The organism is Mesorhizobium sp. B2-4-15, from assembly GCF_006658505.1.
Classification (GTDB): domain Bacteria; phylum Pseudomonadota; class Alphaproteobacteria; order Rhizobiales; family Rhizobiaceae; genus Mesorhizobium.
Map to the genome: position 1 here is coordinate 106,353 of NZ_VFUZ01000009.1, position 13,442 is coordinate 119,794.

The 13,442-nt window shown below is 61.4% G+C and carries 15 protein-coding genes; 6 read left to right on the forward strand and 9 right to left on the reverse strand.

Annotation, left to right across the window (positions count from 1 at the left end; genetic code table 11):
- Positions 1-74: 74 nt before the first annotated feature.
- The 9 genes from FJ930_RS13205 to FJ930_RS13245 all read right to left on the reverse strand — a co-directional run bounded on the left by FJ930_RS13205 (position 75) and on the right by FJ930_RS13245 (position 9,814).
- The gene (locus FJ930_RS13205) at positions 75-764 is read right to left on the reverse strand and encodes an MIP family channel protein (protein WP_141838127.1); all 690 of its coding nucleotides are present in this window, start codon (positions 762-764) and stop codon (positions 75-77) included.
- Positions 765-835: 71 nt separating this feature from the next.
- The gene (locus FJ930_RS13210) at positions 836-1,879 is read right to left on the reverse strand and encodes an NAD(P)-dependent alcohol dehydrogenase (protein WP_115144037.1); all 1,044 of its coding nucleotides are present in this window, start codon (positions 1,877-1,879) and stop codon (positions 836-838) included.
- A gap of 39 nt (positions 1,880-1,918) precedes the next feature.
- Positions 1,919-3,550: a molecular chaperone GroEL gene (locus tag FJ930_RS13215; protein ID WP_141838129.1), complete on the reverse strand. Its 1,632-nt coding sequence runs from the start codon at positions 3,548-3,550 to the stop codon at positions 1,919-1,921.
- 78 nt (positions 3,551-3,628) lie between these two features.
- The gene (locus FJ930_RS13220; RefSeq protein ID WP_141838131.1) at positions 3,629-4,426 is read right to left on the reverse strand and encodes an iron-sulfur cluster assembly protein; all 798 of its coding nucleotides are present in this window, start codon (positions 4,424-4,426) and stop codon (positions 3,629-3,631) included.
- 5 nt (positions 4,427-4,431) lie between these two features.
- Complete coding sequence (locus FJ930_RS13225) at positions 4,432-5,454, reverse strand: amidohydrolase family protein (protein ID WP_141838133.1); 1,023 nt, start codon at positions 5,452-5,454, stop codon at positions 4,432-4,434.
- Between the two features lie 78 nt (positions 5,455-5,532).
- Complete coding sequence (locus FJ930_RS13230) at positions 5,533-5,904, reverse strand: MmoB/DmpM family protein (RefSeq protein WP_140745962.1); 372 nt, start codon at positions 5,902-5,904, stop codon at positions 5,533-5,535.
- A 16-nt stretch (positions 5,905-5,920) separates the two neighbouring features.
- Positions 5,921-6,979 (reverse strand): aromatic/alkene monooxygenase hydroxylase subunit beta, encoded by a 1,059-nt coding sequence (locus FJ930_RS13235; protein ID WP_141838135.1) that lies wholly within the window; start codon positions 6,977-6,979, stop codon positions 5,921-5,923.
- 49 nt (positions 6,980-7,028) lie between these two features.
- Positions 7,029-8,090, reverse strand: coding sequence for a 2Fe-2S iron-sulfur cluster binding domain-containing protein (locus FJ930_RS13240; protein WP_141838137.1), 1,062 nt, complete (start codon positions 8,088-8,090; stop codon positions 7,029-7,031).
- Between the two features lie 56 nt (positions 8,091-8,146).
- Positions 8,147-9,814, reverse strand: a complete 1,668-nt coding sequence (locus FJ930_RS13245) for an aromatic/alkene/methane monooxygenase hydroxylase/oxygenase subunit alpha (protein ID WP_141838139.1) — start codon at positions 9,812-9,814, stop codon at positions 8,147-8,149.
- A gap of 564 nt (positions 9,815-10,378) precedes the next feature.
- On the opposite strand from FJ930_RS13245, the gene FJ930_RS13250 reads away from it, so the two are divergent.
- From FJ930_RS13250 to FJ930_RS13270, 6 genes are all read left to right on the forward strand, one after another.
- Complete coding sequence (locus FJ930_RS13250; RefSeq protein ID WP_141838141.1) at positions 10,379-10,855, forward strand: hypothetical protein; 477 nt, start codon at positions 10,379-10,381, stop codon at positions 10,853-10,855.
- Positions 10,852-11,178 (forward strand): hypothetical protein, encoded by a 327-nt coding sequence (locus tag FJ930_RS13255; protein WP_141838143.1) that lies wholly within the window; start codon positions 10,852-10,854, stop codon positions 11,176-11,178. Before FJ930_RS13250 ends, FJ930_RS13255 begins: the two co-directional genes overlap by 4 nt.
- Before the next feature lie 19 nt (positions 11,179-11,197).
- Positions 11,198-12,325, forward strand: coding sequence for a WD40 repeat domain-containing protein (locus tag FJ930_RS13260; RefSeq protein WP_141838145.1), 1,128 nt, complete (start codon positions 11,198-11,200; stop codon positions 12,323-12,325).
- A 33-nt stretch (positions 12,326-12,358) separates the two neighbouring features.
- Complete coding sequence (locus FJ930_RS30090; RefSeq protein ID WP_181176492.1) at positions 12,359-12,532, forward strand: hypothetical protein; 174 nt, start codon at positions 12,359-12,361, stop codon at positions 12,530-12,532.
- Between the two features lie 37 nt (positions 12,533-12,569).
- Entirely contained in the window at positions 12,570-12,890 is a 321-nt protein-coding gene (locus FJ930_RS13265; RefSeq protein ID WP_141838147.1) for a hypothetical protein, read from the forward strand.
- A 243-nt stretch (positions 12,891-13,133) separates the two neighbouring features.
- Positions 13,134-13,415, forward strand: coding sequence for a hypothetical protein (locus tag FJ930_RS13270; protein ID WP_141838150.1), 282 nt, complete (start codon positions 13,134-13,136; stop codon positions 13,413-13,415).
- Positions 13,416-13,442 lie beyond the last annotated feature (27 nt).

The following is a 13,442-nucleotide window of genomic DNA, read 5'->3' on the forward strand; positions in this document are numbered from 1 at the left end:
CGTCCCGACACCCAAAACGCGGCGGCGGTAGCCACGCGGCTTCAAGAAAAGAGCTTGCCCGGTCCGGCAGGCGATCAGGCCGGCTGCGCTGCTGCTTGGCCCGCACCGATCACGCCAGCGCGCGACGCCAGCCCTGCGGCAGCCGCGCCGAGGCAGGGTGCGACGATGTAGAGCCAGAGCTGCGACAGCGCCGCTCCGCCGGCGAACAGTGCCGGGCCGAGCGAGCGGGCCGGATTGACCGACGAGCCGGATACGGCGATGCCGGCAAGATGAATCATGACCAGCGTCAGCCCGATCGCCAGGCCAGCCAGAGGACCGGCGCCGCCTTCGGCGGTGGCGCGCAGGATGACCAGCAGGAACAGGAACGTGGCGACCGCCTCGAACAGGAACGCCGAGGTCGCCGAATAGGTTGACCAGCCATTCTGGGCGAAACCGTTCGCCGCCACGTCAAAGCCGCCCACCTTGCCTTGCGCGATCACATAGAGCACCGCCGAGGCGACGATCGCACCCGCGCATTGCGCGAGGATATAGCCGATGAGGTCGTTCGATTTCATGCGGCCGGCGACGAAAAAGCCGAGACTTACGGCCGGATTGAGATGAGCCCCCGACACCGGTCCGATCGAATAGGCCATCGCCACCACCGAAAGGCCGAATGCCATGGCCACGCCCAGCAGACCGACTTCGGAGCGCATGAAAAGAACCGCCGCGCAACCGAAGAATACCAGCGCGAAAGTCCCGACGAATTCACAGACGTATTTGTTCATTGTTTCCTCTCCAGATTTGTGACGAGGACTGGAGGCCGCGCCGGTTCCCGCACGTGTCCAGTCCAGGTGCTTCAGGGCACGATGACGCCGCGGCCGGTGAACCGCCGGTTCTTGAAGTCGTCGAGCGCCGTGTTGATGCTGGCAAGATTGTACTCGGTGTAGTGCATCTTCACCTTGCCGTCGGCGTTGAGCTCCATCAGTTCGACCAGCTCGGTAAAATTGCCGACCAGGCTGCCACCGATGTTGATCTCCTCGATGACGAGATGGGCGGTCGGCACGTTGACGGTGCCGCCATAGCCGACGACGAACAGTTGTCCGCCCTTGCGCACCATCTTCCAGCAGATGTTCTCGACACCGAGTTCGCCAACGAAATCGATCACCACATGCGCGCCGCCGCCGGTGATCTGGCTGACTTCCTCGACGACATTGGGTCCACCATCGAGGACGAAATCGGCGCCGAGATCCTTGGCCAGCACCCGCGCCGCCGGCTCGCGGTCGACGGCGATGATGCGGCAGCCCGAGATCGCGTGCAGCGATTGCAGCGCGATATGCCCAAGCCCGCCAATGCCGAGCAGCACGCAATAGCTTCCTGGCCGCAGCAGCTTTGCCGCGCGCTTGGCGGCGCGGTAGGCGGTGATACCGGCGTCGGCCAGCGGTGCCACCTCGATCGGCGTGATGTTGGCGTTCAGCTTGATCAGCGAACGCTCGCTGGTGATGAAATACTCTGCGAAGCCGCCATTCATGCCAAGGCCAGGAAATTGGCCGTTATCGCAATACATGTCCTCGCCATGGCGGCAGTTGAGGCAGATGCCACATGAGCGGAACGGATGGCAGATCACAGCGTCACCGCGCTTGACGGATCGGACGCCACTGCCGACCTCCTCGACCCAGCCGGCATTCTCGTGCCCCATGATGTAAGGCAGAAGCGTGCCTTCGGGATCCATCGTCGGCTTCCACACACCTTCGATAATGTGCAGGTCGGTGCGGCAGAGGCCGGCGGCACCCACCCGCACGATGACCTCGTCAGGCGCGGTGATCGTCGGTGCCTTGACCTCCTCGATCCGTAGCTGGACGTTCATTTTCGGGTCGTATTCGTACAGTCTGGCAGCTTTCATCGTCGTGTCCTTTCAACGTCGAATGTGTCTGGAATTGCTTCAGGCGCGGCCGAGCTTTTCGGACCCGCCGCCCCGTGCGGGTCCGGCAGTCGGATCCTCATCCTCGGCGAGATCGCCGATCAGCGTTTCAGTGGTCAGGATCAGCGTCGCGACGGAAGCCGCATTGGCCAGCGCCGTGTAGGTGACGCGCACGGGATCGATGATTCCTGCCTCGAACATGTTCTGGTAGCTGCCGGCGGATGCGTTGTAGCCGTAGCCGCCGTTGATGCGCGTCACCTCGGCGACGACGGCCTCTGGATCGGCGCCGGCATTGGCGGCGATGCGCCATAGCGGTCGCGACAGAACAGACCGCACCAGGCGCACACCTTCGGCTGTATCGCCGGCTACTCCGGCCGCCACTTTGTCCAGCAGTGGGGCGATCTGGGCGAGTGCGGAGCCACCCCCGGCGACGACGCCCTCTTCGGATGCGGCGCGCACCGCATTGAGCGAATCTTCGATGAGCTGAATCGTCCGTTTCTGCTCGACCGGCGTGACACCGCCGGCATAAAGGATCGCGGTGCCACCGGAGAGCTTGGCCAGGCGTTCTCGCAGTTTGTCCTGGTCTATGTTCGGCGGCGAGGCTTCGTATTGCCGCTGCACCTGAGCGCGGCGCGAGGCGATTGCCGCATGGTCGCCGCCACCGCGAATGATCGAGGTGTAGGAAGAACTGGTTTTCACCCGGTCGGCGGTGCCGAGGTCTTCAGCGGTAACATTCTCCAGCCGCCCGCCGAGATCGCGCGCGATCACCTTGCCGCCGGTGATGATGGCCAGATCCTCCATCATCGCCTTGCGCCAGTGGCCATATTCCGGCGGATGGACGACGAGGTATTTTCCCGGTCCCTGCTTGCCGAGCAGCGTCACCACCACTTCCGGGGACATTTCCTCGGACACGATCAGCAGCGGCCGCCCGTCCTCGTCGGCGATGCGGCGCGCCGCATCGAGCGCTCCGGGATCCTTGATCTTGAGATCGGTCATCAGGATGTAGGGGCGTTCGAGAACAGCCTCCATCTTCTCCTGGTCGGTGACCATGTGATGCGAGAGATAGCCACGTTCGAAGGACATGCCTTCGACCACATCGAGCGTGGTCTCGGTCGTGACGCTGAAGTCGGTGGTGATGACGCCTTCGGCGCCGACGCGCTGATGAGCTTCCGCCACGAGCGCGCCAAGCTTACTGTTGGTCGCAGCGATGTTGGCGACAGCGGCCAGGATGCCATTCCCCTTGGCGGGTTTTGCCGAGGCCTTGAGTGCCGCCACCACCGAAGCCACAGCGAGTTCAATGCCTTTGCAGAGATCGACGGATTTGGCGCCACGCTCATTGGCTTCAATGCCGGCCTGGATGAGCGCGTTGGCGAGCACGATCGCGGTCGTGGTGCCGTCGCCGGCGACCTCATTGGTCTGCATCGACACTTCGCGCACCACCTGCGCGCCCATATTCTCGAAACGGTCGTGCAATTCGATCTCGGAGGCGATGCTGACGCCGTCGCGAGTCACCATCGGCGTGCCGATCGGTCGATCGATCATTGCGTTCATGCCTTTGGGGCCGAGCGTCGGCTCGACGGCCGCCGCCAGCCGGAAGACGCCACGGGCCAAGGCGCGACGGGCATCGGAATTGTGGAGCATTATTTTGGGCATGATTCCTCCTTCCGCCTTACGGGCGGCTTGTTGGTTGGGGGCCTCGTGCAACTGGAGGCCGTTGCTGTCAGTTCTGCTTCAGGCTGTCGGCGCGGCTCGATCGGGCACGCGATCCAGAATGAAATCGACCAGCGTCGGCTCGCCGTCGACCACACCCAGTTCCTTGTATCGTGTGTGTTTCAGTCCACGGCAGAGCCCGCCGTTGAACTCCATGTTAATGCGCACCGCGCGCAGTTCGCCGAGATAGGCAGGCAATCCCGTGGGCGAAACTTGCTGCCCATCCCATGTGACGAAGACCGGATCATCTGCCCGGCGGCTGGGAAAACGCTCAAGCAGGGCCGCCCTGTATCTCGGCTTCTGCCTGGCTGCTTCGCCCGGTTCGAACCGCGCGACGTCATATGCTGGCAAGCCCATGCCGAGAATTTCCCAAGCGGTCAGACCGTGCGCCTTGAGGCCGCGCAAGACAGCCTCCTGGCGCCGCTTGAATGCCTTCATGCGGAAAGTTTCGCGCAAGGCGCCGAGATCCTGATCATCGGCAAGTTCGGCGAAGATATCGCCGAACGTCTTGCCGGCTTCCAAGCCGCGATTGACCTCGTCGGCGAACATGTGGTCGTGCAGCTTGACGCAGTAAGCGGGCGACCAGGACAGCTGGTCGAGCGCCTTACGGACGCCGTCCAGCATGAGGAAAGCGAAGTTGGGCGAGCACCAGTAGGTCGGCAGGCGGAAATCGACGTCCACGCCGCCATCGCCTTTCACCTGTGCCCGCTCGACGAAGCCCATCTCGGTGACGGGCTCGTCGAGTTCGGGGTCGTTGACCTCACCAAGGCGCCGCCAGAGTTCCTTCTCGCGGCCGTCGGAAATGCTGGCGGTTGCCATGGCCCCTACTCCGCCGCGATGCTGAAGGGCGAACTGGCGAGCGCCTTCTTCTTGGCTTCGATGTCGATATTGTAGAGCCGCGCGGCGTTGAGGCCGAGGATCTTTTCCTTGATCTCGTTGGTCAGTTGCACACCGCGTTCGGCGGCAATGTCCTCCGGAATCTGGTAGGCCCAGAATTTCTCGACCAGCCAGCGCGGCGTCCAGATCGCATAGTCGGAGCCGAACAGGATCTTTTCCGGCCCAAGCCAGAACAGCAGTTCAGCGATGACCTCGCCGAAATAGCGCGGGCGCGCATGGATGAAGGGCAGCGCCACCGCCAGGCCGCCATAGACATTGGTCTCCTGCGTGGCGATCCAGCAGAAATCGTCGAGACGCGGCAGGCCGCAATGCTCGACGATCCAGTTGAGGCCCTGGAAGTCCGTCGCTGCGTGGTCAACGTCATGCACGTCGAAGGCGTCCTTCGAAAGTGGAATGATCGTCGGGCCCTTGTGGACGTGAATGTTGCGGATGCCGAGCTTGTCGCAGAGTTCGAAGCATTTGTAGGCATCGGGATCGGTGAGCTTCCAGCCTTTGGACGCGCCGTTCCATTCGGCCGTGTACATTTTCACGCCCTTGACGTCGTACGTCTCCTTGAGGAAGTGGATGTATTCGAGCGCCTTCTCGCCGTCGCGCGGATCGAAGGCGCCGTTGACGATGAAACGCTCGGGATAGCGCTTGGCAACCTCGGCGTTGCGCTCGATGGTGTTGAAGCCGTTCTTGTAGAAATCCCTGAGATAGGTCGACTGGACGATCGCCACATCATCAGGGCCGTCGATGAACAAGTCGCGGTAGAGATCGTCGGCGCTGTATTTCTCGAACTTGCTCTTCTCCCAGAGCTGGTCCTTCGGGCTCAAGCCCGTGTGATAGGCGTAGAAGCACTCGATAAACTGCTTGCCGTGGATGTTCTTCTGGTTCTCCGGGCTGCCGTCCCAGAAATGGGTGTGGCCGTCGACCACGAAAATGTCCTTGCCTTCCGGTGTTCTGTACATTGTTGCCTCCGCAGCAAATCGCGTTGATCGGGTCGGCGCGCCGCGACCCACGCGGCGCGCCGGATTCTTGGGGCGCGCCTATTCGATGTACTCGAACATCTCGTCCATGTTGCCGAACAGGATCACGGTGTTGTCGTCGACGCGAACCATGCGGCCGTAATGGGTGGAGGTGTTGACCTCGAAGGTCTCGGCCGATATTTCGCGGCCGAGATATTCTCCGATCGCATCCATCTTGAAGATCAGCTTGCCGTCGCCGTCGATGCGGATCAGCGCCGGCTGGTAGGTGATGGTCACCCCCGGCTTCTTGCCCATGAATTCAGCAATGGCCCTTGCTTCGACCGAATCGTTCATGGTGACGCCGCACTGATGCGAAATCGTCTGCTCGAAAGTGATGTCCTTCATCTCCTTGAAGATGTTGGAGTGCGTTGCGTCGCGTGCTGCTAGTGACATGACGATTTCTCCTGTTTCAGCGCTTGAGACCGAGTTCGCCAAGGATCTGGCCAATCCGTTCCTCGGATTTGGCACGGACATCGGCGAAGGCGACCGGTTTGGAATGCGGCATCGACCAGATCGGCTGCAGGCCGATGGCCGCCTTGTCAGCGAGCGCCGCGTGCTTCTTGACCCAGCCCTGGAAGAGCTTCCGGTTGGCGCCGCCATGCGTCTCGTCATTGGCGAGCAGATGCATGAGGTCGATGGTGTTAGCGAGGTTGCGCTCGTAATCGGCCTCGGCCGCCGAGATCACCGCCGGCGTGATGAAGTCATGATTGGCGGCCGCGATCTGCATCAGGAAGCCGGAGCGGAACACTTCACCGACCAGCGGCTCGAAGATGATGTTGATGGCGAAATACTGCTCGAGATAATCGGACGTACCCATGATGGTCTCGACCGCTTCGCGCACGCCTTGCCAGTTCTGGTCCTCGAGCCAGGCCTTCTTGCCGAGTTCGTCGTCCCAGCCAGGCAGGTCCATGCCGATCTCGGCAAGATAGAGCGTGATGTCCTGGGCAAGCCTGAGCTTGTAGGACGAGTTGGTCAGCGTCGCGTTGTTGATCATCTGGGTGTAGCCGTAACGCTGGGCCTGCATCAGCGAGGTGCCGAGTCCGAATTCGGCGTGTTTCCAGGCGCCGAGTTGCGTCTGCAGGATCTTGATCCAGGCCTTGTCGAAGGTCTTCGGCGCGCCTGATTTGCGGGCGTTGTTGATGACGCTCTGCACCATCGTCTCGATCTTCGACTGGCGCTGGTAGTGGGTGCGCTCCCATTCCTGGTCGGGGGCGCGGAAAGCATGCCAGTTGGAGCTCTGCGCGGCGGTGTTCTGCTTGACGTAGGCGCCCTTGCCGTCGGCAAACGAGATGATCCAGTCCTGGCTCAGGTAGCGTTCCGGATCGGGCTGAACGTCGACCGTCATGTCCTCGTAGTGGGTGGCACGCTGGCCTTTCGGGTCGAAATACCGGTACTTCCGGCTGTCGGAGTCGGCGAAGATCGCCGCGCCGGCGGCTCCTGATCCGACTGAACTCGAGGTTGCTGGCATAGTTCTCTCTCCCTTGTTGCAGTTGTGGTTGGCTCGGCACCAGCCGCCCTCAATGGGCCGGCGTCGCACCCGCCGATGTGGTGAACTTGTCGAAGAAGATCCGCTCCGTTTCGAACCCATTCATGAACAGGACCGGCTGCAGTGCATCGATCATCGGCGGCGGGCCACAGGCATGGACATCGCCCTGCCCGTCGAGCGCCAGTTGCTTGAGCTTGGCATCGACGCTCTGGTGTACGAAGCCGCGTTCGCCTCGCCATTCGGCGTCGTCGTTCGCGTGCGACAGCACGGGAATGAAGGTGACGTCCGAATGATTGCCGACCAGCTCGGCGATCCTGTCGAGATAGAACAGGTCGTTGCGGGTGCGGGCACCATAGAAGAAATAGACCGGACGCTTCTCGCCGCTCTTCAGGTGGTCGTTGAGGATCGACCAGATCGGCGACATGCCCGAGCCGGCGCCGACCAGGACTAGAGGTCCTTGCCGCTCTTCCCGACGGAAACAGGTTCCGTAAGGTCCGACGACGGTGACCTCGGCTCCGACCTTGATGCCTCCGGAATCGAGTTCTCCGGAGAATTTTCCCTCAGGATATTTTTTGATGATGAAGCAGAGTTTCTCGGTTTGGTCCGGCGTATTTGCCATGGAGAACGAGCGCGTAATCGTCTCCCCTTTTTGCGTGGTAACCGTGATGTCGACATATTGCCCCGCCCAGAACTTTATCGGGGAGCCGAGTTCGATCTCGATGCCGCGAATGTCGTGAGTCAGCTGCTCGATGAGAGCAATCCGGCCCTTGAACGTCTTCACGGCGATCGCTTTCGCCAAAATCTCCTCGTCATAATTGAGAAGCTCGACTTCCAAATCGGAGTAGGCAACGCAGCGGCACAAAAGGACGTGGCCGCTCTCCTTCTCCATGTCGTTCAAGGCGAAGGTCGAGTATTTCAACATGTCGACTTCGCCATCGAGCAACACGCTTTTGCAGGCCGAGCATTGCCCTTCCTTGCAGCCATGGGGCAAGGCGATGCCCTGACGGAACGCGGCGTTGAGCACCGTTTCGCCATGCTCGACCTCGAAATCGACGCCGACCGGGCTAAGCCTGACCGTGTGGGTTTCCGACATGCGGACCTCCAGTTGGGATGAGCCGGGGGCGGGGCGAACCCGCCCCCCTTGGCCGATCAGTTGCAAGGGTTGATCGTGAAGCCCGCGCGATATTCCGCGAGATGCTTGTCGCGATCGGCCGGCGTCATGGCGCGGAGCGCCTTCAACGGCGAGCCGAGCGTGTTGCCGCGCACGTCGTCGAGCGTCCACATTTCCTTGTCGTCGAAGCGCATATGCGGCTGCGGAACGAGCGTCTTGCCGTCGGAACGGACGAAGTTCAGGTCCTTGATCGCATCGGCCAGATCCCAGCCGTCATAGAGCGTCTCCCACTCGCGCTTGCCGCTGAAACGGCCCATGGCGGGTGTCGGGCGGCCCTGATACTCGTCCGCGAAGGCTTCGACAGCGGTCCAGCGGTCGAGCTCGTGGGCGAAGGTGTGCAACTGGCCGTCGATCTCGTCGACCACAATGTCCTCGCGGATCAGGCAGGGAACCAGGCACGACCAGCAGCGGTGCGGATAGACGTAGCCGACGTCGCTGTTGAACAGCAGCACCTTCTCGCCCTTGTGGCTGAGCTTGGCATACCATTTCCAGAAATCGCCGAACTCGGCGTACCAACCCGGATATTTGTGCTCGAACCATTCGAAATCCTTGTCGGTCTGGGCTTCGATGCGCCAGAAATTGACCGGCCAGCCCACCGCGAAGAACTGCCCGACCTTGTGGACGTAGTTCTTCTTGGTGATGCGCTCCCAGGCAGCCTGGACGTCGTCGTGATGGACCTTGATGCCGTATTTCTCGAGCGGCAGCATGTAGGTGCGGTAGTAGTCCTCATAGATCCAGCGGTGCCACATTTCCGCGTAGGACTCCTTGTTCTTGTCGCGGTTGGTGGTGCCGTATTCGATGAAAGTGCCGATTGCCGCATCGACGATGGCGTGGTTCTGCCAGAAGGCGTAACGCAGGTCGCGCTCGAGCAGCAGGTGGTTTTCCGGCTCCTTGAGCGCCGCCATCAGCAGCGAGTGGCCGTTGCCGATGTGCCGGCTTTCATCCGACTGCACCGACAGGAAGACCGTCGGCAGCGCGTAGTCGCCGTTGCGGGCCGCTTCCGAGGGCATGGCAACGAACAGCGTGTTGGTGAAGGCGGTCTCGGCCACCACGGTCAGGTACATGCAGGCGGCGGTCATGGTGTCGCCGGTGATGAAGCCCTCGGCGAACTGGCGCCCGATGGTGGTGGCGTAGCATTTTCCGAAGGCTTCCTCGGTGATGTCGAAGCCCGCCGGATCGATGTAGTTCTCCATGTACCATTTCTTCAGATTCATTTGGATCGTCGAGTGACGGAACTCGTCGATCATCTGCATGGTGAAGCCGGTTCTGAGCTCCTCGCCGGGGGCGATGCGTGCGACCATTGCCATCGAGCGGGCAGCGGAGATTTCCGGGAAGGGAATGATGGCGAGGAAGAGTTTCATCCACTCGACCCAGCGCGGTTCCACATTGCGGAACATGTCGCCGCGCAGCGCCGCATCCAACGCGCCATAGACGCGATTGTCCTTTTCTTCCTGCATCGGGAAATAGGATCGCAGGACCTGCTTCATCGGATCGCGCGGCGTCTTGTTGATCTTGTAGTCGGTCGGAAACGTCATTGCTTCCTGGACGTAGGAAGGATTCCAGCCGAGGTCGGCAATCTTCTTGGTCGCTTCGCCCACGGAGATGCCGCGTTGCGAGGTAATCTTGTTGAGCGTCAGAGACGTCATGGTCATAAGCCTCCACCAGGTTTGAGCCGAGGGTCCCTTGACCCCGGCATGAAGCGGCACAAAAGCACCGCCAGTGAGAGTGCGAACGGCATGACAAAGGGTTGCGCGGCAACGCGCTCGACAAGGTCGGGCCGTTCAAATGGATCGGGCAAAGGTGTTCGAGGCGTTTGGCGTGAGCTGCGAGGCGCCGATCGCAGCTGCGATGGCGTATCAAAGCCGATGTCCTGCTTCCTCCGGTCCTTCGTTCTTTTGGCCCTGCGTCAAAGCGCGATGGGCTTCTTGTGCAAGAGACAAAGCAAACGCCGTGCCAGTTTGGCGACAGCGCCCACAACTGGCACTCACAACAAAATCCCCGCTCTTTGCGCAGATGGGCAAGGTGCAAACTGTAACGTTATTTTACAGATGTAACTTACGCGTGTAATATTTAGCGTTATTTCGCATGTGCGAGATATTCAATTAGCAGTCGCAGCAAACACCAAAATTCACCTCAAGCCATTTAACTTTTCGTCATTCTATACTACGTGGAGACGGCGGCCGGTGTTGTCCTGACGCTGGAGAAAGATCATGCCGAACGGTAAACACAGCCAGGGGCCACCCACACCGCTGTCCAGTCAGGCCGACGGCGTCACCGGCGATCTTGTCAGGCTGATGCCGCGCGACCTCGTCTTCGTCATGCGCTTCATGGGCGAAAGCCAGCACCGGCTGCAGCGCCATTTCCAGGACTTCATCCGCGCCGAGCTGGCCGCCGGCGGCGTCACCGCGCAAACGCATCCGATGATCCATCTGTTCATCGAGAGGCATGCGATCCTTTTGCGCGACTTCGTGTTTTCCGGCGTTTCGCTGGCGCGCCAGTTCCCTGTGGACGAGATCGAGCGCCTGACCGGCGACACGACATCGATGATCCGCGTCGACATCTGGGACCAACTCAAGAGCCACATCGAGACGGCCGAAAAGCAATTCCAGTCGCAGGCTCACACTCTGCCCAATCTGCTTTCGGCCTTCGAGCCCCCGGCCTGGCCGACAGCCGGCGAGGAAAAATGATGAAGGGTCCAGTGAAGGGACAAGCCGCTGCGCGTGAGGTGCTGCTCGAGCGCCGGCTGGCGCTTGTCGGCAACGTCTCGGCGCTCACCGCCGAGGCATTGCGGCTCAATCAGAAGCGCGCCGGCCTTGAGATGGATGTGCTGCGCGTGGAACTCGAGATCGGCAGGAACGGCCCCAGCGTGCAACTGGTGCAGGACTTGCATGAGGCGAAAGAGAGCGCCGAGGCGATCATGAAGGCATGCGCGGCATGCGAGGACCGTATCGCCGCAGCCGAAGACGATGTCGCGGATGTCGATCGCGAGCTTGCGGCGACAGTGAACTAGGACTGATAGGAGAGACTCAGTGAACCAGCAGATGATGCAGAACCTGACGCTGTTCGACCTCCTGGCTCGCAGCTGGCGACGGTCGTCGGCGGTGGCCGCCCTCTGCTTTAGCGCCGATGATTCGACCGTTGCTTTCACATCCGTGGACGGAACCGTCGCCATTGCCGCGGTCGCTGATCAGGAACCGCCGGAATCGCGGATCCGGGTGAGCGGCGATCTCGGCCAGACGACGATCCGCCCGCGCGAGAAGCCCCCGGTGCCGTTGATCGCGTCCGCCGCATTTGGCGATGGCGATCCTCCCCTCGTCGCTTACCTGCGTTCCGGCTTCCTTGTCGGAACGGCGGCCGGCGAAGCAGTGCATCTGACGGCTGGCGGCGAAGTTGCGGAGACGCTGGTCAAGATCGAAGGCCCCATCGTGGCCATCGATCATAGTGCACGGACAGCGGTGACAGCGGTCAGCGACGGGCACGACGTCTTCTTGTCGCGCAACCGCGGCGATGTGGCGAGACTGGAACGCAATGTGACATCATCGACGCACGCAGTGGCCTTCTCGCCGGGCGGACGCCGTCTCGCCTGCGGCTTGGGCAATGGACTGTCGATCTGGGCGGTCGAAGGGCCTGCCAGCCTGATACGAGACTTTTCCTTGCCGGCGCGCCCAATATCGATCCGCTGGAGCGGCGACGGCACATGGCTGGCTTGCGGTCTCGAGACGGGTGGCTTTGGGCTGATCAGCCCTGCCGACGGTTTAACGGCTGTCGTTGCGGGATTTCCCTCCCCGGTACGCGCGGTGTGCTGGAGCGCGCCGGCGAATGCGCTGCTTGCCTCGGGTGCGTTCCGGATTGCCGGCTGGTCGATGACCGCGCCGCCGCTTGACGGCGAAACCGCCGGAGCATTGGAAACCGGTCGCGCCGGTCTCGTTCTGGTCGAGACGGTGGCCGCGCATCCGCAGAAGAAACTTGTCGCGGCCGGTTATACCAACGGCCGCATAACGGTCGCCCAGATCGGCGGACGCGACGAGCTTGTCATCAGGCCGCTGGGCGGTGGGATAGCGGTGCTGGCCTGGTCGAGCGACGGACGGCACCTGGCTGCAGGCATGGTCAACGGCACCGCAGCGATCATCACTTTCCCAGTGCAGATGTTCAAATAAGGGGCGCGGCCCCGCGTAAAACAGGAGGATGGAATGCAGACCGAAATCACCACAGAGGAAGAGAGCAAGGACGCGTTCTTCGAACAACTCGCCAAACTGTCGGAAGAGATGGTGGCCAAGCACGGCAAGGATTTCAGCATGGGCGCGCTGGTGCTCGCCGCCCGCTGGATCGCCGAGAACCGGGTTGGACGGTTGAAGACCAACTAGGAAGTTCATTTGGCTTTGTGGCCGGCAGGATTTCGCCGTGAGCAATGCTCGCAACTGTCAGGCCGGCGCCATTCGGGCAATCGCCAACGAGAGGCACCGGCTACCAAAGACGACTGCGCTGGCACCGATGAAAATTTCCCGAGAATCGGCTATGGTCCACCATCCGGGGTCTGCCGTGGGGAAGAAAACTGGACTGATCACTGAAGCCGTATCGGAAGAACGATTGGCCGAGGCGGATTACTACGCCAGGAAGTGCGGCATCCCTCTTGAAGACGCGTTGCGGATCATTGAAAGTGCCTACGGTTCCAAGCCTTCCAAGAGCAAGCCACCGAAGCACGGCAAGCGCGGCAGGCGCTGATTCAAATTGGCAGGTGCTAGAACGGTTCCTGGGATCTCACCAGCCGCACGATTGTCGATCCGCCACGACGATAAGATCCGACCTCGACCAGCCCATCTTCACGTCCTCGTAACTCACGGGATCATTTCCCCAATTGCATCGGGGATGTGACCACAAGCTCGGCGGATCGGCGACAAGCATTCCGCGGGGAACAAAGTTGGCTCAAGCGCGTTAAGGAGCCGGCTTTCCGGGGACCGAACAAAAATGCTCCTTGCCATGGAGAACGCGATCTCGATGACGGTCCTGGCGAGCAGAAGCGGGAACGCCGAAATTGTTGGCGTCGTCGACCTCACCAATAAAACCGAGTCAAAGCCCATACCGAGCAACTTGGGAATGGCCATCCAATTTGTGGCCAATGCCTCCGTGCTCGGCTACGATGTCCGTTCGGCCATGGTCTTTTATGGCGAACCTGGAACGCCTAGCCTCAGGGCAAGGGATTGCGATCGATTGTGGGCGCAATTTGGTGGCGCACTCCTGCGACCATAGCCTCCCGCTTCCCTTTCCATCCTCTCT